General features: G+C 62.8%; 22 protein-coding genes, 5 tRNA genes and 2 pseudogenes. 16 read left to right on the forward strand and 13 right to left on the reverse strand.

Going from position 1 to position 23,797, the window contains the following annotated elements; all coding sequences use genetic code 11:
• Positions 1-22: 22 nt before the first annotated feature.
• Positions 23-790 carry a class III extradiol ring-cleavage dioxygenase gene (locus BVH03_RS09095; protein ID WP_075960864.1) on the reverse strand — a complete coding sequence of 256 codons (768 nt, stop codon included), beginning with the start codon at positions 788-790 and terminating at the stop codon, positions 23-25.
• Between the two features lie 105 nt (positions 791-895).
• Here BVH03_RS09095 and BVH03_RS09100 point away from each other — a divergent pair, with 105 nt between their 5' ends.
• Positions 896-1,546: a thiopurine S-methyltransferase gene (locus BVH03_RS09100; RefSeq protein ID WP_075960865.1), complete on the forward strand. Its 651-nt coding sequence runs from the start codon at positions 896-898 to the stop codon at positions 1,544-1,546.
• A gap of 245 nt (positions 1,547-1,791) precedes the next feature.
• On the opposite strand, the gene htpX is transcribed toward BVH03_RS09100, so the two are convergent.
• The 4 genes from htpX to BVH03_RS09120 form a co-directional block, all read right to left on the reverse strand.
• On the reverse strand, positions 1,792-2,664 hold the full coding sequence (gene htpX / locus BVH03_RS09105) for a protease HtpX (protein WP_075932467.1): 873 nt from the start codon (positions 2,662-2,664) through the stop codon (positions 1,792-1,794).
• 231 nt (positions 2,665-2,895) lie between these two features.
• Complete coding sequence (locus BVH03_RS09110; protein ID WP_075960866.1) at positions 2,896-3,336, reverse strand: hypothetical protein; 441 nt, start codon at positions 3,334-3,336, stop codon at positions 2,896-2,898.
• Positions 3,337-3,338: 2 nt separating this feature from the next.
• The gene (locus BVH03_RS09115; protein ID WP_075960867.1) at positions 3,339-4,085 is read right to left on the reverse strand and encodes an SDR family NAD(P)-dependent oxidoreductase; all 747 of its coding nucleotides are present in this window, start codon (positions 4,083-4,085) and stop codon (positions 3,339-3,341) included.
• A gap of 13 nt (positions 4,086-4,098) precedes the next feature.
• Positions 4,099-5,310 (reverse strand): pyridoxal phosphate-dependent aminotransferase, encoded by a 1,212-nt coding sequence (locus tag BVH03_RS09120; RefSeq protein ID WP_075932464.1) that lies wholly within the window; start codon positions 5,308-5,310, stop codon positions 4,099-4,101.
• Between the two features lie 147 nt (positions 5,311-5,457).
• On the opposite strand from BVH03_RS09120, the gene msrB reads away from it, so the two are divergent.
• The 3 genes from msrB (at position 5,458) to BVH03_RS09135 (ending at position 6,910) form a co-directional block, all read left to right on the forward strand.
• A complete protein-coding gene (gene msrB, locus BVH03_RS09125; RefSeq protein WP_075960868.1) occupies positions 5,458-5,862 on the forward strand; it encodes a peptide-methionine (R)-S-oxide reductase MsrB in 405 nt (134 codons plus the stop codon).
• Positions 5,863-5,976: 114 nt separating this feature from the next.
• Positions 5,977-6,465 (forward strand): glutathione peroxidase, encoded by a 489-nt coding sequence (locus BVH03_RS09130; protein ID WP_075960869.1) that lies wholly within the window; start codon positions 5,977-5,979, stop codon positions 6,463-6,465.
• Entirely contained in the window at positions 6,458-6,910 is a 453-nt protein-coding gene (locus BVH03_RS09135) for a MarR family winged helix-turn-helix transcriptional regulator (RefSeq protein ID WP_083640023.1), read from the forward strand. Before BVH03_RS09130 ends, BVH03_RS09135 begins: the two co-directional genes overlap by 8 nt.
• 18 nt (positions 6,911-6,928) lie before the next feature.
• Here the strand turns inward: BVH03_RS09135 and BVH03_RS09140 are convergent, their stop codons facing one another.
• Positions 6,929-9,238 carry a response regulator gene (locus tag BVH03_RS09140; protein ID WP_075960871.1) on the reverse strand — a complete coding sequence of 770 codons (2,310 nt, stop codon included), beginning with the start codon at positions 9,236-9,238 and terminating at the stop codon, positions 6,929-6,931.
• 101 nt (positions 9,239-9,339) lie between these two features.
• On the opposite strand from BVH03_RS09140, the gene BVH03_RS09145 reads away from it, so the two are divergent.
• Positions 9,340-10,230, forward strand: a complete 891-nt coding sequence (locus tag BVH03_RS09145; protein WP_075960872.1) for an ATP-binding protein — start codon at positions 9,340-9,342, stop codon at positions 10,228-10,230.
• On the forward strand, positions 10,227-10,709 hold the full coding sequence (locus BVH03_RS09150; RefSeq protein WP_075960873.1) for a GAF domain-containing protein: 483 nt from the start codon (positions 10,227-10,229) through the stop codon (positions 10,707-10,709). The genes BVH03_RS09145 and BVH03_RS09150 overlap by 4 nt, the downstream gene beginning before the upstream one ends.
• Positions 10,710-10,741: 32 nt before the next feature.
• Here the strand turns inward: BVH03_RS09150 and BVH03_RS09155 are convergent, their stop codons facing one another.
• Positions 10,742-11,512 (reverse strand): hypothetical protein, encoded by a 771-nt coding sequence (locus tag BVH03_RS09155; protein ID WP_075960874.1) that lies wholly within the window; start codon positions 11,510-11,512, stop codon positions 10,742-10,744.
• Between the two features lie 315 nt (positions 11,513-11,827).
• Here BVH03_RS09155 and BVH03_RS09160 point away from each other — a divergent pair.
• The 4 genes from BVH03_RS09160 to BVH03_RS09175 all read left to right on the forward strand — a co-directional run bounded on the left by BVH03_RS09160 (position 11,828) and on the right by BVH03_RS09175 (position 12,220).
• A tRNA-Glu gene (locus tag BVH03_RS09160) sits at positions 11,828-11,903 on the forward strand.
• Positions 11,904-11,932: 29 nt separating this feature from the next.
• Positions 11,933-12,008: transfer RNA gene (locus BVH03_RS09165), tRNA-Gly, on the forward strand.
• A gap of 47 nt (positions 12,009-12,055) precedes the next feature.
• A tRNA-Glu gene (locus tag BVH03_RS09170) sits at positions 12,056-12,131 on the forward strand.
• Positions 12,132-12,144: 13 nt separating this feature from the next.
• Positions 12,145-12,220, forward strand: a tRNA-Gly gene (locus BVH03_RS09175).
• A gap of 99 nt (positions 12,221-12,319) precedes the next feature.
• Here BVH03_RS09175 and BVH03_RS09180 read toward each other — a convergent pair.
• Both BVH03_RS09180 and BVH03_RS09185 read right to left on the reverse strand, forming a co-directional pair.
• On the reverse strand, positions 12,320-12,730 hold the full coding sequence (locus BVH03_RS09180; RefSeq protein ID WP_075960875.1) for a PA2817 family protein: 411 nt from the start codon (positions 12,728-12,730) through the stop codon (positions 12,320-12,322).
• Between the two features lie 76 nt (positions 12,731-12,806).
• Complete coding sequence (locus BVH03_RS09185) at positions 12,807-15,254, reverse strand: acyl-CoA dehydrogenase (protein WP_075960876.1); 2,448 nt, start codon at positions 15,252-15,254, stop codon at positions 12,807-12,809.
• Positions 15,255-15,588: 334 nt separating this feature from the next.
• Between BVH03_RS09185 and BVH03_RS09190 the strand changes: the two genes are divergently transcribed.
• The 3 genes from BVH03_RS09190 (at position 15,589) to BVH03_RS09200 (ending at position 18,059) form a co-directional block, all read left to right on the forward strand.
• Entirely contained in the window at positions 15,589-16,209 is a 621-nt protein-coding gene (locus tag BVH03_RS09190; RefSeq protein WP_075960877.1) for a glutathione S-transferase family protein, read from the forward strand.
• A 132-nt stretch (positions 16,210-16,341) separates the two neighbouring features.
• Positions 16,342-17,274, forward strand: coding sequence for an ABC transporter ATP-binding protein (locus BVH03_RS09195; protein WP_075932453.1), 933 nt, complete (start codon positions 16,342-16,344; stop codon positions 17,272-17,274).
• Entirely contained in the window at positions 17,274-18,059 is a 786-nt protein-coding gene (locus BVH03_RS09200) for an ABC transporter permease (RefSeq protein ID WP_143485927.1), read from the forward strand. The genes BVH03_RS09195 and BVH03_RS09200 overlap by 1 nt, the downstream gene beginning before the upstream one ends.
• Before the next feature lie 31 nt (positions 18,060-18,090).
• On the opposite strand, the gene BVH03_RS09205 is transcribed toward BVH03_RS09200, so the two are convergent.
• Positions 18,091-19,062 carry a magnesium and cobalt transport protein CorA gene (locus BVH03_RS09205; protein ID WP_075960879.1) on the reverse strand — a complete coding sequence of 324 codons (972 nt, stop codon included), beginning with the start codon at positions 19,060-19,062 and terminating at the stop codon, positions 18,091-18,093.
• A gap of 101 nt (positions 19,063-19,163) precedes the next feature.
• Positions 19,164-19,853 (reverse strand): crotonase/enoyl-CoA hydratase family protein, encoded by a 690-nt coding sequence (locus BVH03_RS09210; RefSeq protein WP_075960880.1) that lies wholly within the window; start codon positions 19,851-19,853, stop codon positions 19,164-19,166.
• 333 nt (positions 19,854-20,186) lie between these two features.
• On the opposite strand from BVH03_RS09210, the gene BVH03_RS09215 reads away from it, so the two are divergent.
• Positions 20,187-20,276 (forward strand) — tRNA-Ser (locus BVH03_RS09215).
• Between the two features lie 95 nt (positions 20,277-20,371).
• Here the strand turns inward: BVH03_RS09215 and BVH03_RS09220 are convergent.
• Positions 20,372-20,632 (reverse strand): annotated as a pseudogene (locus BVH03_RS09220) (Txe/YoeB family addiction module toxin); the annotation flags it as partial.
• Positions 20,629-20,898: pseudogene (locus BVH03_RS27175) on the reverse strand (type II toxin-antitoxin system Phd/YefM family antitoxin). The pseudogenes BVH03_RS09220 and BVH03_RS27175, both read right to left, overlap by 4 nt.
• Positions 20,899-21,254: 356 nt before the next feature.
• Here BVH03_RS27175 and BVH03_RS09230 point away from each other — a divergent pair.
• Together BVH03_RS09230 and earP are read left to right on the forward strand one after the other, a co-directional pair.
• On the forward strand, positions 21,255-22,601 hold the full coding sequence (locus BVH03_RS09230; protein WP_075960881.1) for an MFS transporter: 1,347 nt from the start codon (positions 21,255-21,257) through the stop codon (positions 22,599-22,601).
• Positions 22,602-22,634: 33 nt separating this feature from the next.
• On the forward strand, positions 22,635-23,759 hold the full coding sequence (gene earP, locus BVH03_RS09235) for an elongation factor P maturation arginine rhamnosyltransferase EarP (protein WP_075960882.1): 1,125 nt from the start codon (positions 22,635-22,637) through the stop codon (positions 23,757-23,759).
• The last annotated feature ends 38 nt before the right edge of the window (positions 23,760-23,797 follow it).

The raw sequence follows: 23,797 nt of genomic DNA on the forward strand, positions 1-23,797 counted from the left end.
GGCGTAAAGGCCGTGAAGAGGTTTAGCCGAAGCGGTAGATGTCCATGCCCAGCGCGCCCAAGGTGAACCCCTGGTGCTCGATGGCAAAGGTCCCGCCGGCACCGCGGGCGAAGAACAGCGGTAGCAGGTGCTCTTCGCTGGGGTGGTTGCGCCGCGCGTGGGGCGCCTGGCGGCGGTAGTCGAGCAGTGCAGTCAGGTCGTCTTCGCGTAGGCGTTCGACCATCCAGTCGCGAAACTCCAGCGCCCATGGCGCCGCTTGGTCGCCGGTGGCGCGCCAGTCGAGTTCGCCCAGGTTGTGGGTGATGCTGCCCGAGCCGATCAACAGCACGTTCTGCCCGCGCAGCGCGGCCAGCGCTTCGCCTACCCGGACTTGCAGGCCCGGATCCTGGCGGCTGGGCAAGGAAACCTGCACCACCGGAATATCGGCCTCGGGGTAGAGCAGCGACAGTGGAACCCAGCTGCCATGGTCGAAGGGCCGGTGCTCATCGACCTGCGCGTCCAGGCCGGACGCCCGCAGGCGTTGCACGATGGACTCGGCCAGTTTTGGATTGCCGGGCGCCGGGTACTGCACCTGATAGAGTTCGGCAGGGAAGCCGCCGAAGTCGTGCCAGGTTTCCGGCCTGGTGCTACCCATCACCCGCAACGCGTCGCTTTCCCAGTGGGCCGACACCACGACGATCGCATCTGGGCGCACTAATTCGGAGGCGAGCCGGGCCAAGGCAGGGCCGCTGGCGCCAGGTTGCAGGGCGAGCATGGGGGAGCCATGGGAAATGAACAGGCTAGGTTGCATGATGTTCTCCTGATGATGTCGTGATGATCTATCAGTCAAGTTGTCCTAACAACAGCTAAAGTCTGCTCGGTGTTATCTGTTTTATTGATCGCTTATGGAGACGACATGCAGGAATCATTCTGGCTGCAACGCTGGCACGCCAATCAGATCGGCTTTCACGCTCGGCAGGTCAATGGCTTGCTACAGCGCCACTGGCCCGCAGTGGCCGGTAGCAGCGAAGCATCGGTGCTGGTGCCGCTATGCGGCAAGAGCCTGGACCTCGCCTGGCTGGCGGCGCGCGGGCATCGGGTGGTGGGTGTTGAATTGGCCGAGGTGGCGGTCGCGGCATTCTTCGCCGAGCAGGGTGTGCAGCCGACGATTACCAGCGAAGGCGCCTTCAAGGTCTATCGCCATGGCCGTGTCGAGTTGTTCTGTGGCGATTTCTTCGCGCTGCAAGCGCGGCATTTGCCCGGCTGTACGCTGTTCTACGACCGTGCGGCATTGATCGCGCTGCCGGCCGAGCTGCGTGAGCGCTACGTGCGGCATTTGCAGCAGGTTCTGCTGCCTGGAAGCGGCGGCTTGCTGGTGACCCTGGATTACGACCAGACGCTGATGGATGGGCCGCCATTCTCGGTGCCCGATGCCGAGGTGCGCGGCTGGAGCGGCAAGATATGGGAAAGCGAGTTGCTGGAAAGCCAGGATGCCCTGGAGGACCGGTTCAGGGCCCGTGGCCTCTCTCGCATGGATGAGCGGGCCTACAACCTGCGCCTGCTCTGAGAACCTGTTCAAAGTCTGCTGCGCGTCGGCACTGCGGCGTTAAAAACAGGCTGGATTGCCAGCCCAGTCGCACTGCTCATTTACAGCTCGTAAAGTCGGGCGCGACTCCGACCGGTCCTCGCCTGTTTTTGCGGGGGCGCCTAGCCCTTGCATTGCTCTAGCTCGCGAGACTTTGAACAGGCTCTGAGGCGAATCGCGGGCATGAAAAAGGCGACCCGAGGGTCGCCTTTTTCATCGTGTTGCGATCAGGCCATGCGGCGCAGGGCTTCGATGCGCTCTTCCAGCGGCGGGTGGGTCATCAGCAGGCCCGCCAGGCCGTTCTTCAGGCCACCGTTGATGCCAAAGGCGGTCAGGCTGTCGGGCATCTGCACCGGTACGCCCTGTTCGGCACGCAGGCGTTGCAGGGCGGCGATCATCGCGCCCTTGCCGGCCAGTCGCGCACCGGCTTCGTCGGCCTTGTACTCACGTTTGCGCGAGAACCACATGACGATGATGCTGGCCAGGATACCCAGCACCAGTTCGGCGAAGATGGTTGCCACGAAGTAACCGATGCCGTGGCCGTCTTCGTTCTTGAGGATCGCCTTGTCGACGAAGTTACCGAAGATGCGCGCGAAGAACATCACGAAGGTGTTCACCACGCCCTGGATCAGTGCCAGGGTGACCATGTCGCCATTGGCCACGTGGCCGATCTCGTGGGCCAGCACGGCGCGCACTTCATCGGGGGAGAAACGCTCGAGCAGGCCCTGGCTGACGGCGACCAGTGCGTCGTTCTTGTTCCAGCCGGTGGCGAAAGCGTTGGATTCGTAGGCAGGGAAGATACCCACCTCGGGCATCTTGATACCGGCATCGCGCGACAGTTCTTCGACGGTCTGCAGCAGCCACTGCTCGTGGCGGGTGCGCGGCTGGGTGATGATTTCGGTACCGGTGCTCATCTTCGCCATCCACTTGGACAGGAAGAGCGAGACCAGCGAGCCGGCAAAACCAAAGACGGCGCAGAAGATCAGCAGGCTGCCGTGGTTCTGGCCGGTGAAGCGATCAACCCCCAGCAGTTTGAGGGTGATGCTGGCGATAACCAGCACCGCCAAGTTGGTAGCCAGGAACAACATAATGCGCATCATGGTGTGAAACGACTCCTCACGGGAAAGACAGGCTCGGTACGGCGGCTATATAAGGGCGCGCCCTGTGGTGATTCAACCGAGTCACTATTTCAAACTGTGTCGCCCGGTGCGGCGGTGCAAGACGACCGCGTGTGGGCGCCAATGCTTAGATGGGCTTTTTCACGTTTATTTCAATTACCGCGGAGAAAATCCGCCGATATCGCGACGCCTTTGGCAGATTGATCACGCTCACTATGGCTGGACAGCGCGCTGTTCGAAGAGCTGACGAGTCAGCCGCGCAATCCGTTCACCATGTTGCTGGGCGAGTGCCTCACGCAATTGGAAGGCCAGGGTCGCCTGTACCCTATCCACCGCGGGGGGCAATGCCTCGCCCTCGGTGATTGCCCGGGGAATGCCCCGCGACAGACGCAGGAAACCCTTTTCGCTGAGCACCGCCTGGTCGAGCGCGTCGTAGCCGATGGTGGACTCGTAGCGCAGGTAACCTTCTTCTGCCAGCCACAGCAGCGCACCCAGGCACGCCTGATGACGTTTGCTGGGCAGGCCGAACTCATCCGGCTCCTCGCGGCCGATCAGGTCTTCCACGTACAGCGGAACCTTGCGTGGGAACGCCTGATAGAGCATCAGCAAACCGCTGGCGGCATCCTTGTAGAAGTCGTCTATCTGCAGGTCCATGTTCACAGAGCCCGTGCCAGGAGCCAGGTGGGCAACCAGGGCAGCAGACGGCCGATCACCGCCCATGGCCAACCCGGAACGTACGCGCTACGGCTGCGCTTGCCGATATGGCGTGCGATCAGTCTGGCACCTTGTTCGACATCGATCAGGAACGGTCGTGGGCCGCTGTCCTGGTTGATCGGGGTGTCGATGTAGCCTGGCAGGATGGTAGTGGTGGCGATGCCGCTGCCATGCAGTTCCAGGTCCATTGACTGCATGTGGCTGATCAGCCCGGCCTTGCTCGCCGAATAGCCGGCGCTGGCGGGCAGGCCACGTTTGCCGGCGACAGAGGCGATGGCCACCAGGTGGCCATGACCCTGTCGGCGGAACAGTTCGGTGGCGGCGTCGAGGCACGCGATGGCGCCGATCAGGTTGGTTTCCAGGGTTTGCCGGTAGCGCTGGAAATGACCGCCGCCGGCTCTGCCGGCAAAACCGACGCCGGCATTGGCGATCACCCCGTCGAGGCCACCGAGGGCCTCGCTGGCGCGCGCCACGGCTGACTGGCAGGCTGCGTAATCGGTGACGTCCAGTTGCAACACGACGATGCTGCGGCCATGGGCCTGACGCAGTTCGCCAGCCAGTAGCTGGAGACTGTCCTCGCGACGCGCGGCGAGTGCCAGGTGGTAGCCCTGGCTGGCCAACTGGCGGGCCAGGGCCTCGCCGATGCCGGAGCTGGCGCCGGTAAGCAGGTAGCGTCTGGCCTCGGCCATGGGCACATTCCTTTTATTGGCGATAGGTCTTCAGGAAGCTGCCGATACGACCGATCGCCTGTTCCAGGTCGTCGACGCGGGGCAGGGTGACCACGCGGAAGTGATCCGGCCACGGCCAGTTGAAGGCGGTGCCCTGAACGACCAGCAGCTTCTCGGAGAGCAGCAGGTCGAGAACGAACTTCTCGTCGTTGTGGATCGGGCAGACCTTGGGATCGATCTTCGGGAAGGCATACAGCGCGCCCATCGGCTTGACGCAGCTGACGCCGGGAATGTCGTTGAGCAGCTCCCAGGTGCGGTTACGCTGTTCCAGCAGGCGGCCTTGCGGCAACACCAGGTCATTGATGCTCTGGTAGCCGCCCAGTGCGGTCTGGATCGCGTGCTGGCTCGGCACGTTGGCACACAGGCGCATGTTGGCCAGGATGTCGAGGCCCTCGATGTAGCTTTTCGCGTTGTGCTTGGGGCCGGAAATGATCACCCAGCCGGAGCGGAAGCCAGCCACGCGGTAGGACTTGGACAGGCCGTTGAAGGTCAGGCACAGCACGTCCGGCGCCAGGGAGGCGGTGGAGATGTGCTGGGCTTCGTCATAAAGAATCTTGTCGTAGATTTCGTCGGAGAAGATCACCAGGTTGTGCTGGCGGGCCAGTTCGACGATATCCAGCAGCACCTCGCGCGAATACACGGCGCCGGTAGGATTATTCGGGTTGATCAGCACCAGCGCCTTGGTGTTCGGGGTGATCTTGGCGCGCATGTCGGCGATGTCCGGGAACCAGCCGGCCTGCTCGTCGCACAGGTAATGCACCGGCTTGCCGCCGGAGAGCGCCACGGCGGCGGTCCACAGCGGGTAGTCGGGCGCCGGGATCAGCACTTCGTCACCGTTGTTGAGCAGGGCCTGCATGGCCATGACGATCAGCTCGGACACGCCGTTGCCCAGGTAGATGTCCTCGATGCCGACGCCTTCGATCTGCTTCTGCTGGCAGTACTGCATCACCGCCTTGCGCGCGCTGAACAAACCCTTGGAATCGCTGTAACCTTGCGCCGTGGGCAGGTTGCGAATCACGTCCTGGAGAATTTCCTCGGGGGCTTCGAAACCGAATGGCGCGGGGTTGCCGATGTTCAGCTTGAGGATGCGCTGGCCTTCTTCTTCCAGGCGCTTGGCGTGCTTGAGCACCGGGCCGCGAATGTCGTAGCAGACGTTGGCGAGCTTGTTGGATTTGCTGACCTGCATGGTGAAAAATCCCGAATCGAAGAAAGGCGGCCTCTAATGGGCCGAGGCGGCGGCGAGCCGTGGCGGGTTGAGGTGTCGAATCATACGTGTCAGCCTGAGTCGGGCAAAGATACAGATAGGGCTTTTTTATCCCGAGGAGAACGGCCTGTGAGCAAGCTCGAAAAACCACTGGAAACCTGGCGCGAGGAGCTGACGGACGCGCAGTTCAACGTCTGCCGCCTGGGCGGCACCGAACGGCCGTTCACCGGTGAGTACCACGACAGCAAGGTGCCGGGTGTCTATGAGTGCGTGTGCTGCGGCACGCCGCTGTTCGACTCGGACGCCAAGTTCGACTCCGGCTGCGGCTGGCCGAGTTATTTCCAGCCGCTCGACGACCAGGTGATCACCGAGCTGGACGACTTCAGTCACGGCATGCACCGCATCGAAGTGCGCTGCAGCAACTGCGATGCGCACCTGGGGCATGTATTCCCCGATGGCCCGCGGCCGACCGGGTTGCGTTACTGCATCAACTCGGTATCGCTCAAGCATGTGCCCTACGCGGCACAAAGATAGATTCCCCCTATCAGGCTCGCTAGTGGCGGGCCTATTTTTCGATGAATTGAATTGTGTGCAATTGAATTGCTGGCTACTCTTTTCGCTTTGCCCGATCAGAAGAGCGCTGACGCCATGAGCCAAGACCTGCTGGCCATCCCCTGCACCACCATCACGGGCGAACAGAAACGCCTGGGCGATTTCGGCGCCAAGGCCATTCTGGTCGTCAACACCGCCAGCCAATGTGGCTTCACCCCGCAATACCAGGGGCTCGAAGCGCTCTGGAAGCAATACCGCGACAAAGGCCTGGTGGTGCTGGGCTTTCCTTGCAACCAGTTCGGCAAACAGGAGCCGGGTGACGAACAGGCCATCTCCAGTTTCTGCGAGCTGAATTTCGGGGTGAGTTTTCCGCTGTTTCGCAAGGTGGAGGTCAACGGCCCGGCGGCGCATCCGCTGTTCGTGCAGCTCAAGCGCCAGGCGCCGGGTTTGCTCGGCACGCAACGGATAAAGTGGAATTTCACCAAGTTCCTGATCAGCGGTGACGGTCGCGAGGTCACGCGCTACGCACCGACCACCAGGCCTGATGCGCTGCAAGCGGCGATCGACGCGCTTACCAATGGATGACCTGAAGCTCGACCGCCAACTGTGCTTCAAGCTCTACGCGGCGTCCCGCCAGGTGGTACGTGCCTACAAGCCGATGCTCGACGGCTTGCAGCTGACCTATCCGCAATACCTGGTGATGCTGGTGCTGTGGGAGTGGGACGAGTCGGCGCCTGCGCAGCCGACGGTCAAGGCGCTGGGCGAGCGCCTGCTGCTTGATTCCGGCACCCTGACGCCCCTGCTCAAACGGCTGCAATCGGCTGGGCTGGTGGAGCGTCGGCGCAGCGCCGCGGATGAGCGCGAAATGCACCTGTGCCTCAGCGAGCAGGGGCGTGCGCTACGCCGTCGTGTGCCGATGCTGAAGCAGCAACTGCTGTGCGAGCACGGCGTCGATACCAGGCAGTTGGAGCCGTTGCGCAGCCAGCTCGACGCACTGTCGCAGCGCCTGGGCGAACGATTGCCCGGCTAGAAGAAGGCTGCTCGTGGTTCAGGCGGGCAGCCACTGGTCGAGCAGGGCGAGCAGCTCTTCACGACGGAAGGGCTTGGCCAGGTAATCGTTCATGCCCGCAGCCAGGCACCGCTGGCGCTCGTCCGACAGGGCATTGGCGGTCAGCGCGATGATCGGCAGGTGCTGCCAGGTCGGGTTTTCCCGAATGCGACGGCTGGCCTCGTAGCCATCCATGACCGGCATGTTGCAGTCCATCAATACCAGCGCGAACGCTTCTTCCTGTAGCCGATCCAGGGCCTGCTGGCCGTTGTTGGCCAGCACCACGTCGAGCCCTTGTTTGGCCAGCATGCCCTTGGCTACTAGCTGGTTGACCGGATTGTCCTCGACCAGCAGCACACGCGCCGCTTTACGATTCGTGGCGATCGGCATGGCAGCAGCGGCGCGTTCCTCGGCCGGGCGCTGCAGCGCGTGATTCAGTGCCTGCAGCAGGTGCTGTCGGGTCAATGGCCTGGCGACCTGTTCCAGCGGCGCGAGCGCAGCGGCCTGCCGGCTATCGAGGAAGCTGCCATAGGCGGTGACCAGGATGACCGGCGTCGCCGTTTGCTCGCGTAGTTTTTTCATGCAGGTGGGGCAGTCGCTGATCAGCACGTCGGCGTCGAGCACCTCGACCTCTTCGGCGCTGTCGAGGCGGCGGTAGCTCAGCCCCCAATTGCCGATCAGCAGCGGTAACAGCTCGGCCAGGCCGGTTTCGGCGCCACAGATCGCCAGCACGCCTCCGCTCAGCTGTGGCGCAGGTGGCGCGGCCTCCAGGCTGGGCAGCGGCAAAATCGCGCTGAAGCGACTGCCGCTACCCGGCGTGGACCGCAGCTCCAGCGTGCCGTCCATTGTCTCGCACAGGCGGCGCGTCAGCGCCAGGCCGAGCCCGGTGCCGCCGAACTGCCGGGTGATGTTGGCGCCGGCCTGGGTGAACGGCTGGAAGATGCGCGCCTGGGCATCCTCGGCGATACCGATGCCGGTGTCGCAGACCCCGATACGAATGCGTTCGCCTTCGGCGCCGATACGAATGTCGACACGGCCTTCGCGGGTGAATTTCAAGGCGTTGGACAGCAGGTTGCTGACGATCTGCCGGACCCGCGTCGGGTCGCCGAGCACCTGGGCCGGCAGCCGGGGATCGATCAGGCAGGTCAGCTCCACGCCGGCCTGGGCGTTTTGCGACAGCAGGCTGGCGGTGCCTTCCACCAGCGCGCCGAGGTCGAAGGCGATACGTTCCAGTTCCAGTTGGCCGGCCTCGAATTTCGACAGGTCGAGAATGTCGTTGAGCAGGTCGACCAGGACCTTGCCGGAGTCGTGGGCGATGGACAGTTGCTGGCGCTGTTCGCTGTTCAACGGTCCTTCCAGCGACAGGGCGAGCATGCCCAGCAGGCCGTTGAGCGGCGTGCGGATTTCGTGGCTCATGTTGGCCAGGAAGATCGAGCGCGCCTGAGCCATGGCCAGGGCGTCGCGGCGGGCCTGTTCCAGCTCGTCGTTGGAGCGGCTGAGGCGGCTGTTGGCGGCCTTCAGCTCGACGGTGCGGGCAGAGACGATGGCTTCCAGTTCGCCCAGGTAGTCGGTGAGGCGGTCTTCGGCGGTGCGTCGTTGCTCGATCTCGGTGGCGATGCTGGCGAACTGGCGATTGGCGACCTTGACCAGCACGCCGATCTCGTCGCGCTGATGACCGGGCGGGCAGGGCAACGGCGTGCGGTCGGGTGTGCGCAGGTCGCGGCCGGCGAGCGCCTGGATCACCTGGGTGAGCGGCTTGGTGAGCATGAAGTAAAACAGCACCAGCAGGATCACCGACAGCAGCAGGCTGCGGGTGAAACCGTTGACCATGGTCAGTACCGAGCGCTTGAGAAAGTTGCTGCCGAAGGCGTAGGTGTCGATGTCGAGTTGCAGCATGCCGAGCTGTTCGTCCGGCGCGTGATCGACGGACAGCCGAGTCTCGAAATGGCGACTGCTGCCGAACAGGAAGTCGCTGAACAGCCGGTAGCGACTCTGCATGGACGGCTGAGTGGCGCTGGCCAGTACCTCGCCGTTGTTGTCGACGATGCGCGCGCCGATCACCGCGGGGGAGCGACGCAGGCCGACGACCAGCTCCTGGGCGAGTTCGGCATCGATGTTGTAGGCGATCCGCGCGGCAGGGTTGTGGCTGATCTCCATCAGCGCACGAATCTCGCGGTTGATGGCCGCGTCTTCACTGGCATAATCGACGCCGATCTGCACCAGGCTGAGCAATGCGCCCAGAATGAATGCGACGAGAACGGTAAGGCCGGCCTGCTTGAATGACAGTCGCTGTCTGAGTGGTATTTCCATATGGGGGCGCTGTCTCGTTCCGATCGCTGCCCAAGCATAGTCGATCTGGCCTGTTTTTCGGCACACCTGCCGCACAGACTGAATACTCGAGGAGCTATTAAGTGGATTCCCGTATTACCGATTTCCTGGCTCGCGCCGACAGCGTGCTGACCCGCCTCGAGCCGCTGCTGCCGGCTGTTCGCGAACCGCTGGACTGGACCGATACCCTGGCCGCGCGCTGGCAGCGTGAAGGCCGCTCGGGCTACCTGCAGGCGCTCAAGGTGAGCCTGGACATGAATCTCAGTGACCTTATCGGCGTCGATACCCAGCGCGAGCAACTGGCGCGCAATACCCGGCAGTTCGTGCAGGGCATGCCGGCCAACCACGCGCTGTTATGGGGCGCGCGCGGCACCGGCAAGTCGTCGCTGGTTCGCGCGCTGCTGGCCGAGCATGCTGGCGCCGGGCTGCGCTTGATCGAGATCGAGCGTGATCACCTGGCCGATTTGCCGCGGGTGGTCGAGCAACTGATGAAGTTGCCACAGCGCTTCATTCTGTTCTGCGACGACCTGTCGTTCGAAGCGGGCGAGGGCGATTACCGAGTGCTCAAGAGCGTGCTCGATGGCTCGCTGGAGCGCTCGCCGGAAAACGTCCTGCTGTACGCCACGTCCAACCGTCGGCACCTGGTGCCGGAACGCGAGAGCGACAACGCCAACACCAAGGTGGTCGACGGCGAGCTGCATCCGAACGAGGCCGTCGAGGACAAGATCGCACTGTCGGACCGCTTCGGTCTGTGGCTTTCGTTCTATCCCTTCACCCAGCAGCATTACCTCGACGTGGTACGCCACTGGATCGAGGTTCAGGCCGAGCAGGCCGGCCTGCAATGGCAGTGGAGCGAGGAGCTGGAAATACTCGCCGTGCGCTGGGCCACCGGGCGCGGCAATCGCAATGGCCGTTGTGCCTATCAGTTCGCCCGCCAGTGGGTCGGGCTGCAGCTACTGGAGACATCGCAATGATCGACTTGAGTCAAACCGGTTCCGGCCTGGACGGTTACGCCCTGCTGACCGCTCAGCTGGAAGCCTTGCTGTCCGGCGAGCGGGATTTCATCGCCAACGCGGCGCAGTTCAGTGCCTTCGTCTATCACGAGCTGGAAGGCCTCAATTGGGCCGGGTTCTACCTGGTCAAGGACGATGAGCTGGTGCTCGGCCCGTTCCAGGGCAAGGTGGCTTGCGTGCGCATCGCCTTCGGGCGCGGCGTGTGTGGCGCCGCCGCGGCGTCTGGGCAAACCCAGCGGGTCGAGGACGTGCATGCCTTCCCCGGCCATATCGCCTGTGACAGTGCGTCAAACAGCGAGCTGGTGGTGCCGTTGCTCAAGGATGGCCGGCTGATCGGCGTGCTGGATCTGGATAGCCCGCGGACGGGGCGCTTCAGCGAAGCGGACCAGCGTGGTATCGAAGGGCTGACCGCCGTGCTGCTGCGTGCCAGTGATTGCTAAAGGAGCAGTGAGGCCCGAGAGGCGCAGGCCTCTCAGTCGTACAGCGCCTTCTTCTTCCAGTCGCCGTCGTCTTCCATCGACTTCAGCCCTTCTGTCAACTCGCTGTCGGCATCGCCGGTGGGCGCCTGGGAGCTGACCAGCATCGCGTTGACGCGCGCGAGCTGCTTCTGGAACTGCGCCAGGGTCGCCTGGTAACGGGCGGTGTCGGCCTGCTTCTGCAGGAATTGCACGCCACGCTCCAGGGCCAGCCGGGCGTGCCCGTTCTGTTGCTGTTGCAGCGCCTGCTTGGCCTGGTTGCCGTACAGGTCTACATACAGCTGGACCAGCATGTGGCGAATCTCCTTGGTCCATTTCTTGGCTTCGTCGACAGGCAGCTGGCCGGTCTGCGCAAGCTTGCCGACCTGGCCGTGCAGCGCTTCCAACTGGGCGCGAACCTGGGTGGCCTTGGCGTCATCGGTGACGTGATAGGGCGCGTTGCGCACTGGAATGTCCGGGCCCATGGCGATCAGCTTGCGTAGCTCCTCGACCATGGTCGCGTAGGCACTGTCCTGTTTGTCGACTTCCAGGATGCGCTCGGCGAACTGCAACTGCAGGCCGCACAGCAACAGCTTGAGCTCTGGGGTCATGAATTGGCCGGCGAACCGTTCGTTGAGGTCGGCGATGCGCCGGTAGCGCTCGGCCAAGTCGGCTTTCAGGCGCGCCTTCTTGCGCTTGTTGTTTTCGGCCAGCTGATTCAGATAGGCCAGTAGCACCAACAGCGTGATACCGCCGATTATCGCCATGGTTATCACGAGCGAGGACATCGTCTCAACCTCTTCAAAGCCGTCGGGGCAGGGCGCAGCGACCCGTGAGGTGGCGCTGCCTGTCGATGCCAGTCATCTTACTCGCGTTCTGCCACCATTGCGCGGTTTGCGCGCGGCCCCGCGTGTTTGCTTGTCGCATTAAAGCAAGCATGCGCGGCTGGCACTCTGCCGATGGCCCCGGAATCAGATTGAAGTCGTTGATTTTAAAAATTTTTATATGAGCTGTTGACGAGTGTTGAAAGGCTCCCTAGAATGCGCGCCACTTCCACGGTAATGCTGAAAAGCACAGCGGGGAAGCCGGAAATTCCGGGCAACGTCCCCTTCGTCTAGTGGCCTAGGACACCGCCCTTTCACGGCGGTAACAGGGGTTCGAGTCCCCTAGGGGACGCCACTTCCAGAAGAAGTGGAGCAACAAAGATTGCGGGAATAGCTCAGTTGGTAGAGCACGACCTTGCCAAGGTCGGGGTCGCGAGTTCGAGTCTCGTTTCCCGCTCCAGGTTTCAGGTTCAGCGTGGCAGCTGAATCGTTGTAAAGAAGTTCCAGGTCCCCTTCGTCTAGTGGCCTAGGACACCGCCCTTTCACGGCGGTAACAGGGGTTCGAGTCCCCTAGGGGACGCCAATTTGTTGTAAATGCGGGAATAGCTCAGTTGGTAGAGCACGACCTTGCCAAGGTCGGGGTCGCGAGTTCGAGTCTCGTTTCCCGCTCCATATAAACGAAAACGCCGCTCAATCGAGCGGCGTTTTCGTATCTGCGTTTCGGCGCCGAACAAAGCCCGCCAGCATCACTGTTGCTGGCGGGCTTGTTCGTCAGTGGCGGCTGGTTGGTGCTGGCATGGCCAGCAGCTGCTTTTCCTGGTTCCAGTCGAACGGCTCGTCGTTCTCTTCGGCATAAAAGCGGCGCTCGTCGAGCTGCTGATACAGGTCGATCTCTTCGTCCGGCATGAAATGCAGGCAATCGCCGCCGAAGAACCACAGCAGGTCGCGCGGTACCAGGTGGGCGATCTGCGGGTAGCGCTGGAATATCTGGCTGATTAGTTCCTGGCCCAGGTACAGGCTGCGCTCCATATCCAACGGCAGCTCGGCGAGCAGCTCGTCGTAGCGCTCGAGGAAGTTGGCATGGCTGGCATCGAGGATCTGTTCGGCTTCACCCAAGGCGACCAGGATGGTGCGCAGGTGGTTGAGCAGGACGATGTGATGGTCGAGATGGGGATTGGCCATGTCCGGGTGATCCTGAAAGTAAAACGGGCGCCGGAGTATAAGGTCCATGGCGCCCGCTGTCGTCTCTGCCTTGCGATTACCTCACCTTGTCGTCGCTGGGCAGCAGTTCCTCCTTGCTGAAGTCGTCGACGTCGATTACCACGCGGCGGGCTTGCTCGGCACGTTGCAGCTGTTGGCCTTCCTCGGTGCTGAGCACACCGGCGGCGACCGCCGTTTCGATCTCGTTCTGCCCGGGCGTTTCACGTACTTGCCCAGCCTTGACGGCCTTGTGCAGTTTCTTCTGCAGTGGCGCCGCTTCCTGCAGCAGGTTGAAGGCGTGTTGCAGAGCACCGACCGGATCCTCGGGCGAGATGGGGCGGAAGCAGCCTTCGAGCACGGCCTCTAGCGCCGGATTGCCAGCATTCTGGCCAATGATCGCGGCGACTTGCGCGTCGAGTTGATCATCCGGGCCCTGGTGGCGGCGGCCGAAGGGGAATACCAGCACGCGCAAGGCGCTGCCCAGCAGGCGATTCGGGAAGTTGCTGAGCAGCTCGTCGATAGCGGTTTCGGCCTTGCCCAGGCTTTCTTCCAATGCCCAGTGCAGCAGCGGACGCACATGCTCCGGGTAATCCTGGTCGTGGTAACGTTTGAGCGCCGCGGAGGCCAGATACAGATGGCTGAGTACGTCGCCCAGGCGGGCTGACAGGCGCTCGCGGCGCTTCAACTCACCGCCCAGCAGCATCATGCTGAGGTCGGCGAGCATGGCGAAGGCGGCGCTCAGGCGATTGAGGGCGCGGAAGTAAGGGCGGCTGATGCGGTCGCCCGGCACCTTGCCGAGCAGGCCCAGGCTAAGGCTCAGGATCAGCGTGCTGGCGGCGTTGCTGACGGCGAAGCCGATGTGTTGCATCAGCAGATCGTCGAATTCCAGCAATGCCTGGTCGCGGTCCTCGCGGCCGGCCAGGGCCATCTCCTTAAGCACGTAGGGATGGCAGCGGATAGCGCCCTGACCGAAGATCATCAGGTTGCGCGAGAGGATGTTGGCACCCTCGACGGTGATGAAGATCGGCGCGCCTTGCCAGGAGCGGCCCAGGTAGTTGCTCGGGCCCATGATGATGCCTTTGCCGCCATGCACGTCCATGGCGTGGGTGATGCATTCACGCCCGCGCTCGGTCAGGTGATACTTGAGGATAGCCGACAGTACCGACGGCTTCTCGCCCAGGTCGACCGCGTTGGCGGTGAGGATGCGTGCGCTGTCCATCAGCCAGGCGTTGCCACCGATGCGCGCCAAGGCTTCCTGAATACCTTCGAAGGCCGACAGTGGCACGTTGAACTGCTCACGTACCTGGCTGTATTGGCCGGTGACCAGGCTAGTGTACTTGGCAGCCCCGGTACCGACCGCCGGCAGCGAGATCGAACGGCCGACCGACAGGCAGTTCATCAGCATCATCCAGCCCTTGCCGAGGTAATCCGGGCCACCGATCAGGTAGTCCAGCGGGATGAACACGTCCTTGCCGGAGTTGGGGCCGTTCATGAAGGCGGCGCCAAGCGGCAGGTGACGGCGGCCGATGTTCACGCCGGGAGTATCGGTGGGAATCAGCGCCAGGCTGATGCCGAGTTCTTCCTTGTCGCCGAGCAGGTGATCCGGGTCATAGGCCTTGAAGGCCACGCCGAGCAGGGTCGCTACCGGGCCCAGGGTAATGTAGCGCTTTTCCCAGTTCAGGCGCAGGCCGACGACTTCCTCGCCATTCCACTGGCCCTTGCAGATCACTCCGCTGTCGGGCATCGCACCGGCATCGGAGCCGGCCATCGGGCCGGTCAGGGCGAAGCAGGGAATGTCGTCGCCGCGCGCCAGGCGCGGCAGGTAATGGCTGCGTTGTTCTTCGGTGCCGTAATGCAGCAGCAGCTCGGCCGGGCCCAGGGAGTTGGGCACCATCACGGTGGAGGCCAGGTCGCCGCTGCGGGTTGCCAGCTTCATCGCCACTTGCGAGTGGGCGTAGGCCGAGAATCCCTTGCCGCCGTATTCCTTGGGAATGATCAGGGCGAAGAAGCCATGCTGCTTGATGTGTTCCCAGGCTTCTGCCGGCAGATCCATGCGCTGGCCGATTTCCCATTCGCTGACCATGGCGCAGAGCTCTTCGGTGGGACCATCGATGAATGCCTGTTCTTCGGCGGTCAGCGCGGCTTTCGGATAGGCCAGCAGCTTGTCCCAGTCAGGGCGACCGCTGAACAGCTCGCCGTCCCACCAGACGGTGCCGGCTTCGATGGCATCCTTCTCGGTATTGGACATCGGCGGCAGCACTTTCTGGAACCAGGCGAACAGCGGCTTGGTGAAGTGCTTGCGGCGCAGCTCCGGTAGCGCGAGCGGAATGGCCACCGCCAGCCACAGCAGCCAGAAGATCACCAGCAACCAGCCCGGCGCGTGGCTGTAGGCGCCCATGATCAGCAGGTAGGCGGCAACGATTGCCAGGGCGGGCAGGGGAGCCGTGCGGCGGTGGGCCAGATAGGCCGTGCCGATGACCAGAACGAGCAACCAGACAGCGAGCATGCAGAATCCTCCGTGATGGCGACAGCAGAACGGCGTGTGCCGCCATAATCGTAGTCGGCCCGTGCAGAAGCTGCCGACAGGGGCGTAACAGGGCACGTCTCAAAGGGCGTATGACCTGTTGCGTTCCCGATAGTGACCCCGCCGCAGGCTGGCGAGTTCGTATAACAAATTGCCTCCGCGGATGACCTGTTGGTCAGCCCGTGAATCACGCTGACCGCCTGCTCCATGAACGAGGTCGATAGCCAACATCACCGCGGCCGGCTTCCTTCTTGGCGGCAGAGTGGTAGGGTTGTCAGCCTCTCCGTTGGCAGGACTCTGATAAGGACGATTGGTGATGCTGAAAATTTGGGGCCGCAAGAATTCCAGCAACGTGCGCAAGGCGCTGTGGTGCGCCGAAGAGGCGGGTGTCGCATACGAGCGAGTCGAGGCCGGTGGCGCTTTCGGGGTGGTCGACCAACCCGATTACCTGGCGCGCAATCCAAACGGCCGCGTGCCGATGATCGAAGACGGCAATCTGGTGCTGTGGGAATCCAACGCCATCGTGCGTTACCTGGCCGCGGCCTATGCACCGGGCATCCTTTACCCTGAAGATCCTGCCAGCCGCGCCTGTGGCGACAAGTGGATGGACTGGACGACCTCCAGCTTCGCCGGCGAGTTTCGCGATCTGTTCTGGGGCACCTTGCGTACCCCGGTCGAGCAGCGCAATGAGGCCGTGATCGAAGCGGCCCGGCAACGCTGTATCGACTTGTTGGCGCTGCCCGAAAAAGCGTTGGGCGAGCAGCCTTATCTATCCGGCGAGCGCTTCGCCATGGGCGACATCCCGCTGGGCAGCTTCATCTATGCCTGGTTCGAAATGCCCATCGAGCGGCCAGCGCAGCCCAACCTGCAAGCCTGGTACGCGCGACTGCGCGAGCGCCCGGCCTACCAGCGTGCGGTGATGACCGAACTGACCTGATGGCGCCTCTGAAAACGACCGGCGTCGTCAACGCCTACGTTTCCAGAGATGCCCATGCGCGGACAATTGCGTTGCAATGTTTGCGCTGCACCCCCATCTAAACCCTGTCTTTTTCATGCGTGCGTATCCTTTATGAGTACTGCTCTGTCGATCCGACAGCTGACCAAAACCTACGGCAACGGCTTCACCGCCTTGCATGGTCTCGACCTCGACGTCGCCGAGGGTGACTTCTTCGCCTTGCTGGGCCCCAACGGCGCCGGCAAGTCCACCACCATCGGCATCCTTTCCACCCTGGTGAACAAGTCCAGTGGCACGGTCAACGTATTCGGCCACGATCTGGATGCCCAGCCCGCCGCGCTCAAGCGCTGCCTCGGCGTGGTGCCCCAGGAGTTCAATTTCAACCAGTTCGAGAAGGTCTTCGACATCGTCGTGACCCAGGCCGGCTATTACGGCATCCCGGCGCGCCTCGCCAAGGAGCGCGCCGAGCAGTACCTCACTCAGCTGGGGCTGTGGGAAAAGCGCGGCGTGGCGTCACGGGAGCTCTCCGGTGGCATGAAGCGCCGGCTGATGATCGCCCGCGCGCTGGTGCACGAGCCGCGCCTGCTGATTCTCGACGAGCCGACCGCGGGCGTCGACATCGAGCTGCGCCGCTCGATGTGGAGCTTTCTCACCGACCTCAACAAGCAAGGCATCACCATCATCCTCACCACCCATTATCTGGAAGAGGCCGAGCAGCTGTGCCGCAACATCGGCATCATCGACCACGGGCGGATCGTCGAGAACACCAGCATGAAGGCGCTGCTGGGCAAGCTGCACGTCGAGACCTTTCTGCTTGATCTCAAGCACGACCTGGCAGCCGTTCCGGCCCTTGCCGGTTATCCCGCCAAGCTGGTCGACCGCCACACCCTCGAGGTGCAGGTCGACAAGAGCCAGGGCGTCACCGATCTGTTCCGCCAGTTGGCGGCGCATGACATCGAGGTGCTGAGCCTGCGTAACAAGAGCAACCGCCTGGAGGAGCTGTTCGTGTCCCTGGTCGAGAAGAACCTGTCGAAGGTGGCCGTATGATGCACGAGCAGTCCGAGTTCAGCGCCAATCTGGTGGCCTTGCGCACCATCGTCTATCGCGAGGTGCGGCGCTTCATGCGCATCTGGCCGCAGACCCTGCTGCCGCCGGCGATCACCATGGTTCTGTACTTCGTGATCTTCGGCAACCTGATCGGCCGACAGATCGGCGACATGGATGGCTTCACCTACATGGAGTACATCGTGCCGGGTTTGATCATGATGTCGGTGATCACCAACGCCTACGGCAACGTGGTGTCGAGCTTCTTCGGCAGCAAGTTCCAGCGATCGGTGGAGGAGCTGATGGTGTCGCCGGTTTCGCCGCACACCATCCTCATCGGCTACGTCACCGGTGGCGTGCTGCGCGGCCTGGCGGTCGGCATCATCGTCACGCTTCTATCGCTGTTCTTCACCCATTTGCAGGTTCATCACCTCGGCTTGACGGTACTGGTGGTGTTGCTGACGGCGACCATCTTTTCCCTGGGCGGCTTCGTCAATGCGGTGTTCGCGCGCAACTTCGACGACATCTCGATCATCCCGACCTTCGTGCTGACACCATTGACCTACCTGGGCGGGGTGTTCTATTCGATCAGCCTGCTGCCGCCATTCTGGCAGACGGTATCGATGGTCAACCCGGTGCTGCACATGGTCAACGCTTTCCGTTATGGCATCCTTGGCGTGTCGGACATCAGCATCGGCACCGCCATCGGCTTCATGCTGGTCGCCACGGCGGTGCTTTATGTGCTGTGCGTGCGCCTGCTGGTCAGCGGGCGCGGGATGCGTCAGTAAGCGATCTGCGGCGGCAGGCTGCGGGCCAGTCCTACAGCCAGCCGTAGTGCCGGAAGCTGGCGTAAAGTCCGGCGCAGCCTGCGCCGATCACGCCCAGTACGGCGAAATAGCCGTACTGCCAGTTCAATTCCGGCATGTTGTGAAAGTTCATGCCGTAGATACCGGCCACCGCAGTCGGGAAGGCCAGGATCGCTGCCCAGGCGGCGAACTTGCGTTGCACCACGCTTTGCCGGGACGATTCGAGCAGCAGGCCGATCTCGATGGCGTGGTCGGCCATTTCGCGCAGGTTGGTCAGGTCTTCGAGCAGGCGATTGACGTGAATCGCCACGTCGCGAAAGTACGGCCGCATATTCTTGTCGATGAAGGGGAAGTCCAGGTGCTGTAGCTCCTGGCAGATTTCCGCAAGCGGTCCGATATTGCGGCGCAGGCGCAGCAGGTCGCGGCGCAGTTGCTGGATGCGCACCACCTCGCCGTGGGTCATGGCACATTCGAGCACCGTCTGCTCGAGCTGCTCCAGCTCGCTGTAATAGGCGTCCATCAGCGGTCGGTAATTCTCGATGATGAAGCTGATCAGCGCGTAGAGCACGAAGTCCTCGCCATGCTCGAGCAGCAGTGGCCTGGCTTCGCAGCGCTGGCGCACCTTGGAGTAAGGCGCCGAATCGCCGTAGCGGGCGCTGATCACGTAGCCCTTGCCGGCGAACAGCTGGGTTTCCACGAAGGTCAGTTCACCGCCGATCTGCACCGGCGAATACAGCACCAGAAACAGCGCATCGCCGAAAATCTCCAGCTTGGGGCGGGTATGGCGTTGCAGCGCGTCTTCCAGGGCCAGTTCGTGCAGGTTGAACTGGCGCTGCAGGTTGCCGAGTTCTTGGCTGCCGGGATCGTGCAGGCCGATCCACACAAAATGCTCGGGCTTGCCGGCCCATTCCCGACCTTCGTCGAGATGAATATCGCTGACCTTGCGGCCTTTGCTGTAAACCGCTGCTGCGACCACTTCGCCCATGGTGTGCCCCACGCCAGATTGGTGATGGCAGCTTACCTGCTTATCTCGGCGGGCTCAGCAGTCGCGTGAGCGATCCCTGTGATCTCCAGGCCGAGGCTGGCTTACAGCGAATGCTGCTTGTCCAGCTCGATCGCCTTATCGAGGCTTTCCAGTAGCGCTGCGCGCACCTTGAGCTTGGTTCTGCGGTGCGCGTTCATGTTGATCTTCTTGAACTGCGCCGCCACGGCCTGAGCAGTGACCAACAGTTGCTCGGCCGGCACCACCTTGTCGAGGAAGCCGGCATCGACGGCGCCGTGCGGATCGAACATCTCGCCGTTGATCACCGAGCGATGGAAGGCGGACTTGCGCAGACGATCTCGGGCCAGTTCGATGCCGACGTGGTGCATGGTCATGCCGATCTGCACTTCGTTGAGGCCGATGGTGAACGGCCCCTCGACGCCGATGCGGTAATCGCAGGAAAGCAGCAGAAAGGCGCCCTTGGCCACTGCATGGCCAGGGCAGGCGGCGATGATCGGGTACGGATGGGCGAGCATACGCCTGGCCAGCGTCGAGCCGGCAGCGACCAGGTCGATGGCGTTCTGCGGGCCGGAGGTCATCACCTTGAGATCGTAGCCGCCGGAGAGAATGCCCGGCTGCCCGGTGAGGATGACGATGGCCTTGTCCTGGGTCGCGCGGTCCAGAGCCGCATTGAAGGCCTCGATCACCGCCGGCGAGACCGCATTGACCTTGCCGTTGTTGAGCGTCAGCGTGGCGATGCCGTCATCGAGTTGGTAGCTGATCAGGTCGCTCATGGTCGACTCCTTGTTGTGAAATGTGCGGCTGACGTTACCCATCTGCCGTGATCCGGTAAAGCACGAAGGGTGACCGTAGAGTCAGGGTGGCGCAGCTGGTCACCGGCAATCGGGGCGGTCGCTTGAGCGAACTGCACCTATTGTTGCCGCTGGCGTTTGCAGGCCGCTTTGCCCAGCGCCTTGGCCTGTCGGAGGCCTTGCCTCCTCGACGGAGCAGGCCGGCTATTCCTTTCGATGGCTTAAGCGCATGAATCTTTTGAAAAAAGTTTTGCGTTTGGGCAAACCTTCGATTACATTAGCGCGCCTCGACAGACAGCGCGTCTGGCGAGATCCGGTGAAGTGTCCGAGCGGTTGAAGGAGCACGCCTGGAAAGTGTGTATACGAGAAATCGTATCAAGGGTTCGAATCCCTTCTTCACCGCCACTTTCGCAATACCTGAAGCCCTGAAAACGTCACTGTTTTCGGGGCTTTTTGCATTCTGATTCAGGTGGCTGTCGAAGACGTGTCGAAAGCGCGTATTCGTAGTGGGTCCAAAGCCGCAGCACCTTGATCACATGCTCATCCTGCAGCACCTGATAAACGAGCCGGTGCTGGATGTTAATACGGCGCGAGTAGGCGCCGAACAGGTCGCCAACCAGCTCTTCGTAGAGATGCGGGTTTAGGAAGGGGTTACCCTGTGCCACGTCCAGCAAGACCTTGGCGTTGTCCTTCGAGCCTGGCGCAGCAAGCTTCTTGGCGTCTTTCTGAGCCTGTCTTGTGAATGCGAGCTGCCAAGTCACCAGTCCAGTTCCTTGGCACAGTCGTCTACCGGCTCTTGCATGCTTTTTTGATGGATTCGCGCATGCCCGGAACGGACAGCAGGTATAGCGTTTCCTGGATGGCTTCCCAGCCCTCGGCCGAGACCAGTACGGAGTTGGTGCGCTTGCCCGTGATCATGATCGACTGATGAGACATCCAGCAGGCGATACAGATAGGTGAGTGCTTCACTGGCAGTGAGTATTTGCAAGATGCTTGGCCTCCTGGAGGTGCTCGTGTCGTACGCCATTTAGTACGTGACGTTAATGAATCTTCGGCGTTTACGGGCGAGTTTCAGGGTGGCCCGATTGTCTAGGCTTATTGGCTCGTGTATCGTCCGCCGCCTTTGATGGTGCGACCTGCGTCCATCAGGCTTCACCGTTTCAACTCCCGCCTTCAAACAAGATCAAGAGTCAAAAGCCATCGGTTTCCGAGGCTTTGATTTCTCGGCGTCCGCGTTTTCTCTCGCGGCCTCTTAACTGCTGCACACACGTACGGCGAGCACGGCTTGTCGTCGTATTCAGCTGAGCAGTGTGGGCTGCGTTTAACGGCAACAGCACTCTTTTCTCGATGCGCCTCTCTCGGCGTCATCGCTTCGAGGTTTTTATGTCGCAATTGCTTGGCATGGCGCTGGGGCCCTTGCTCGGTTTGTTCATCATCAGTATCGGTAACGGCTTCATTTCCTCGCTGACCACGCTGCGTCTGGATGCTGCAGGCGTGTCGGCGACGGTGATCGGTATCGTGTCGGCGTCCTACTTCATCGGCCTAACCCTGGGGGCGTTGTTCAACGACCGGCTGATCCTGCGCATCGGCCATATCCGCGCCTACAGTAGCTTCGCCTCGTTGACCGCTGTCAGCGTGTTGTTGCAGGGGCTGTTCTTCGATCCCTGGGCCTGGTTCGTTTTCCGCCTGATCGCTGGCTGGTCGATTCTGGGCGTTTTTCTGGTGGTGGAAAGCTGGATGTTGCTGGCCGGCGACCAGAAGGTGCGTGGCCGCCTGCTGGCGTTGTACATGATGGCGCTGTACGGCTCCGGCATGCTCGGCCAGTTGCAACTCGGCGCCATCGATGCCTGGGGTGAAACCGCGCCCTTCATGGTGGCCGGGCTGCTGGCTTCGTTGTCGGTGCTGCCGATGGGCATCATCCCGCGGGTGACGCCGCTGGTCGAGAAGGTCGAGCCGCTGCTACCGCATCAGTTGATCCGCATGACCCCGACCGGGGTGATTGGCTGCTTCGGTTCGGGTATCGCCATCGCCGCGATCTACTCGCTGTTGCCGCTGTACCTGCAGCGCGTCGGCATGAGTGTCAGCGAGGTCGGGCAGATGATGGCCAGCGTGATCCTCGGCGCCATGCTGCTGCAGTACCCGGTGGGGCGCTGGTCCGACCAGCATGATCGGCAAAGCGTGCTGATCGTGCTCAGTCTGTTCTGCCTGCTGATCTCCCTGGCGATCATGATCCTGCCGTCCTCACCGCTGCTTCTCATGGTGCTGCTGTTCCTGCTCGGTGGCGGGGTGTTCGCCGTTTACCCGGTAGCGGTCAGCCATGCCGCTGACCGCGCGCCGGCCGGGGCGCTGGTGCGCATGGTGCAAGGGCTGCTGCTGATCAACTCCCTGGGCTCGGCGATCAGCCCGCTGATAATCTCGCCGCTGATGGAGCACGACGGCGACGCCGGGCTGTTCCTGGCCTTCAGCCTGCTCAATGGCTGCCTGGTGATGCTGTTCTTCTGGCGCCGCAAGCTGCGCCCGGCACCCCAGCCTGTGGCACCATTCGAGCCGGCGACGCCCGCGTCGATGGTGGGTGCAGAGCTGCGGGTGACCGAGGATCTGGTCCAGGGTGCGCTCGAGCACGAGCGCCAGGAAGACCTCTCCGATGTGGTGCCCGGTGTCGAAGTCGCCGAGCCGGTGGTCGATATGACGGCGGACGCTCGGGAGCGCGAAGGTGGGCTTCAGGCCTGAAGGTGAAGAGCATCGAATGAGGGGCGTGCGGCCATGAAGTGGGACATTTTTTGCCGCGTCGTCGATAACTACGGCGATATCGGCGTGACCTGGCGCCTGGCCCGGCAGCTGGTGGCCGAGCAGGGCGCCGAGGTGCGCCTGTGGGTCGACGATCTGGCGGCGCTGGCGCGTATCTGCCCGCAGGCCGACGCCGATTCCGATTGCCAGCCATTGAGCGGGGTCGAGGTGCGCCATTGGGCGCCGGCCTGGCAGGCTGTCGAGCCGGCGGACGTGGTGATCGAAGCCTTCGCCTGCGATCTGCCTGCCGGCTATGTGGCGGCCATGGCCGCGCGCACGCGGCCCGTGCTCTGGCTGAACCTGGAATACCTGAGTGCCGAAAGCTGGGTCGAGGGTTGCCACGGCCTGCCGTCGATGCAGGGCAGCGGCCTGCAGAAGTTCTTCTTCTTTCCAGGCTTTACCACTGGCACGGGCGGGCTGCTGCGCGAGAGTGGGCTGCTCGCCGCGCGCGACAGACTGCAGGAGAGCGCCGAGGCGCGCGCGCGCTTTCTCGCTTCGCTAGGCGTCATCCCCGGCGCTGGGACCCGCTTGGTGTCCCTGTTTGCCTATGAAAACGCCGCACTTGCCGGCTGGCTGGATGCCCTGGCAAGCGCTGATACCCCGACCCATCTGCTGGTGCCGGAGGGACGGATTCTTGGCGATTTGCAGCGTTGGGCGGGCTTGCCGCTCGAGCCCGGTCAGGTCATCCGGCGCGGCGCCTTGAGCGTGCAGCTGCTGCCCTTCATGCAGCAGGAACAGTATGACGCGTTGCTCTGGTGCTGCGACCTCAACCTGGTGCGCGGCGAGGATTCCTTCGTGCGAGCGCAATGGGCGGGCAGACCGTTGGTCTGGCATATCTACCCGCAGCAGGACGATGCGCACCTGGAAAAGCTCGACGCGTTCATGGCCCTGTACTGCCAAGGGCTTTCAGGCGAGGCCCAGGCGGCTTTGCGCGCGGTGTGGCAGGCCTGGAACGTGGGCGAGGACATGGCGCCGGGCTGGGCAGCCTGGCTGCAATGCGCCGATGAACTGGCCGCCCACGCACATGGGTGGGCCAGGCGCCAGGCGGTACGTGCAGATCTTGCCGCAGCGCTGGTGCAGTTTTACCGAAATTGGCTATGATACGCGGCCTCGAATTTTGTAAATCCATTCAGATCCGG

This window comes from Pseudomonas sp. PA15(2017) (assembly GCF_001945395.1).
GTDB lineage: Bacteria > Pseudomonadota > Gammaproteobacteria > Pseudomonadales > Pseudomonadaceae > Aquipseudomonas.

Excerpts from the sequence above, each read along its gene's own strand:
- htpX (WP_075932467.1), bottom strand. The coding sequence starts at position 2,664 with ATGATGCGCATTATGTTGTTCCTGGCTACCAACTTGGCGGTGCTGGTT.
- BVH03_RS09195 (WP_075932453.1), top strand. The coding sequence starts at position 16,342 with ATGAGTACTGCTCTGTCGATCCGACAGCTGACCAAAACCTACGGCAAC.
- BVH03_RS09185 (WP_075960876.1), bottom strand. The coding sequence starts at position 15,254 with ATGCTCGCTGTCTGGTTGCTCGTTCTGGTCATCGGCACGGCCTATCTG.
- BVH03_RS09155 (WP_075960874.1), bottom strand. The coding sequence starts at position 11,512 with ATGTCCTCGCTCGTGATAACCATGGCGATAATCGGCGGTATCACGCTG.
- BVH03_RS09205 (WP_075960879.1), bottom strand. The coding sequence starts at position 19,062 with ATGGGCGAAGTGGTCGCAGCAGCGGTTTACAGCAAAGGCCGCAAGGTC.
- BVH03_RS09110 (WP_075960866.1), bottom strand. The coding sequence starts at position 3,336 with ATGGACCTGCAGATAGACGACTTCTACAAGGATGCCGCCAGCGGTTTG.
- BVH03_RS09130 (WP_075960869.1), top strand. The coding sequence starts at position 5,977 with ATGAGCCAAGACCTGCTGGCCATCCCCTGCACCACCATCACGGGCGAA.
- BVH03_RS09095 (WP_075960864.1), bottom strand. The coding sequence starts at position 790 with ATGCAACCTAGCCTGTTCATTTCCCATGGCTCCCCCATGCTCGCCCTG.
- BVH03_RS09180 (WP_075960875.1), bottom strand. The coding sequence starts at position 12,730 with ATGGCCAATCCCCATCTCGACCATCACATCGTCCTGCTCAACCACCTG.
- BVH03_RS09100 (WP_075960865.1), top strand. The coding sequence starts at position 896 with ATGCAGGAATCATTCTGGCTGCAACGCTGGCACGCCAATCAGATCGGC.
- BVH03_RS09140 (WP_075960871.1), bottom strand. The coding sequence starts at position 9,238 with ATGGAAATACCACTCAGACAGCGACTGTCATTCAAGCAGGCCGGCCTT.
- BVH03_RS09135 (WP_083640023.1), top strand. The coding sequence starts at position 6,458 with ATGGATGACCTGAAGCTCGACCGCCAACTGTGCTTCAAGCTCTACGCG.
- BVH03_RS09115 (WP_075960867.1), bottom strand. The coding sequence starts at position 4,085 with ATGGCCGAGGCCAGACGCTACCTGCTTACCGGCGCCAGCTCCGGCATC.
- BVH03_RS09150 (WP_075960873.1), top strand. The coding sequence starts at position 10,227 with ATGATCGACTTGAGTCAAACCGGTTCCGGCCTGGACGGTTACGCCCTG.
- BVH03_RS09190 (WP_075960877.1), top strand. The coding sequence starts at position 15,589 with ATGCTGAAAATTTGGGGCCGCAAGAATTCCAGCAACGTGCGCAAGGCG.
- BVH03_RS09210 (WP_075960880.1), bottom strand. The coding sequence starts at position 19,853 with ATGAGCGACCTGATCAGCTACCAACTCGATGACGGCATCGCCACGCTG.
- BVH03_RS09200 (WP_143485927.1), top strand. The coding sequence starts at position 17,274 with ATGCACGAGCAGTCCGAGTTCAGCGCCAATCTGGTGGCCTTGCGCACC.
- earP (WP_075960882.1), top strand. The coding sequence starts at position 22,635 with ATGAAGTGGGACATTTTTTGCCGCGTCGTCGATAACTACGGCGATATC.
- BVH03_RS09120 (WP_075932464.1), bottom strand. The coding sequence starts at position 5,310 with ATGCAGGTCAGCAAATCCAACAAGCTCGCCAACGTCTGCTACGACATT.
- BVH03_RS09230 (WP_075960881.1), top strand. The coding sequence starts at position 21,255 with ATGTCGCAATTGCTTGGCATGGCGCTGGGGCCCTTGCTCGGTTTGTTC.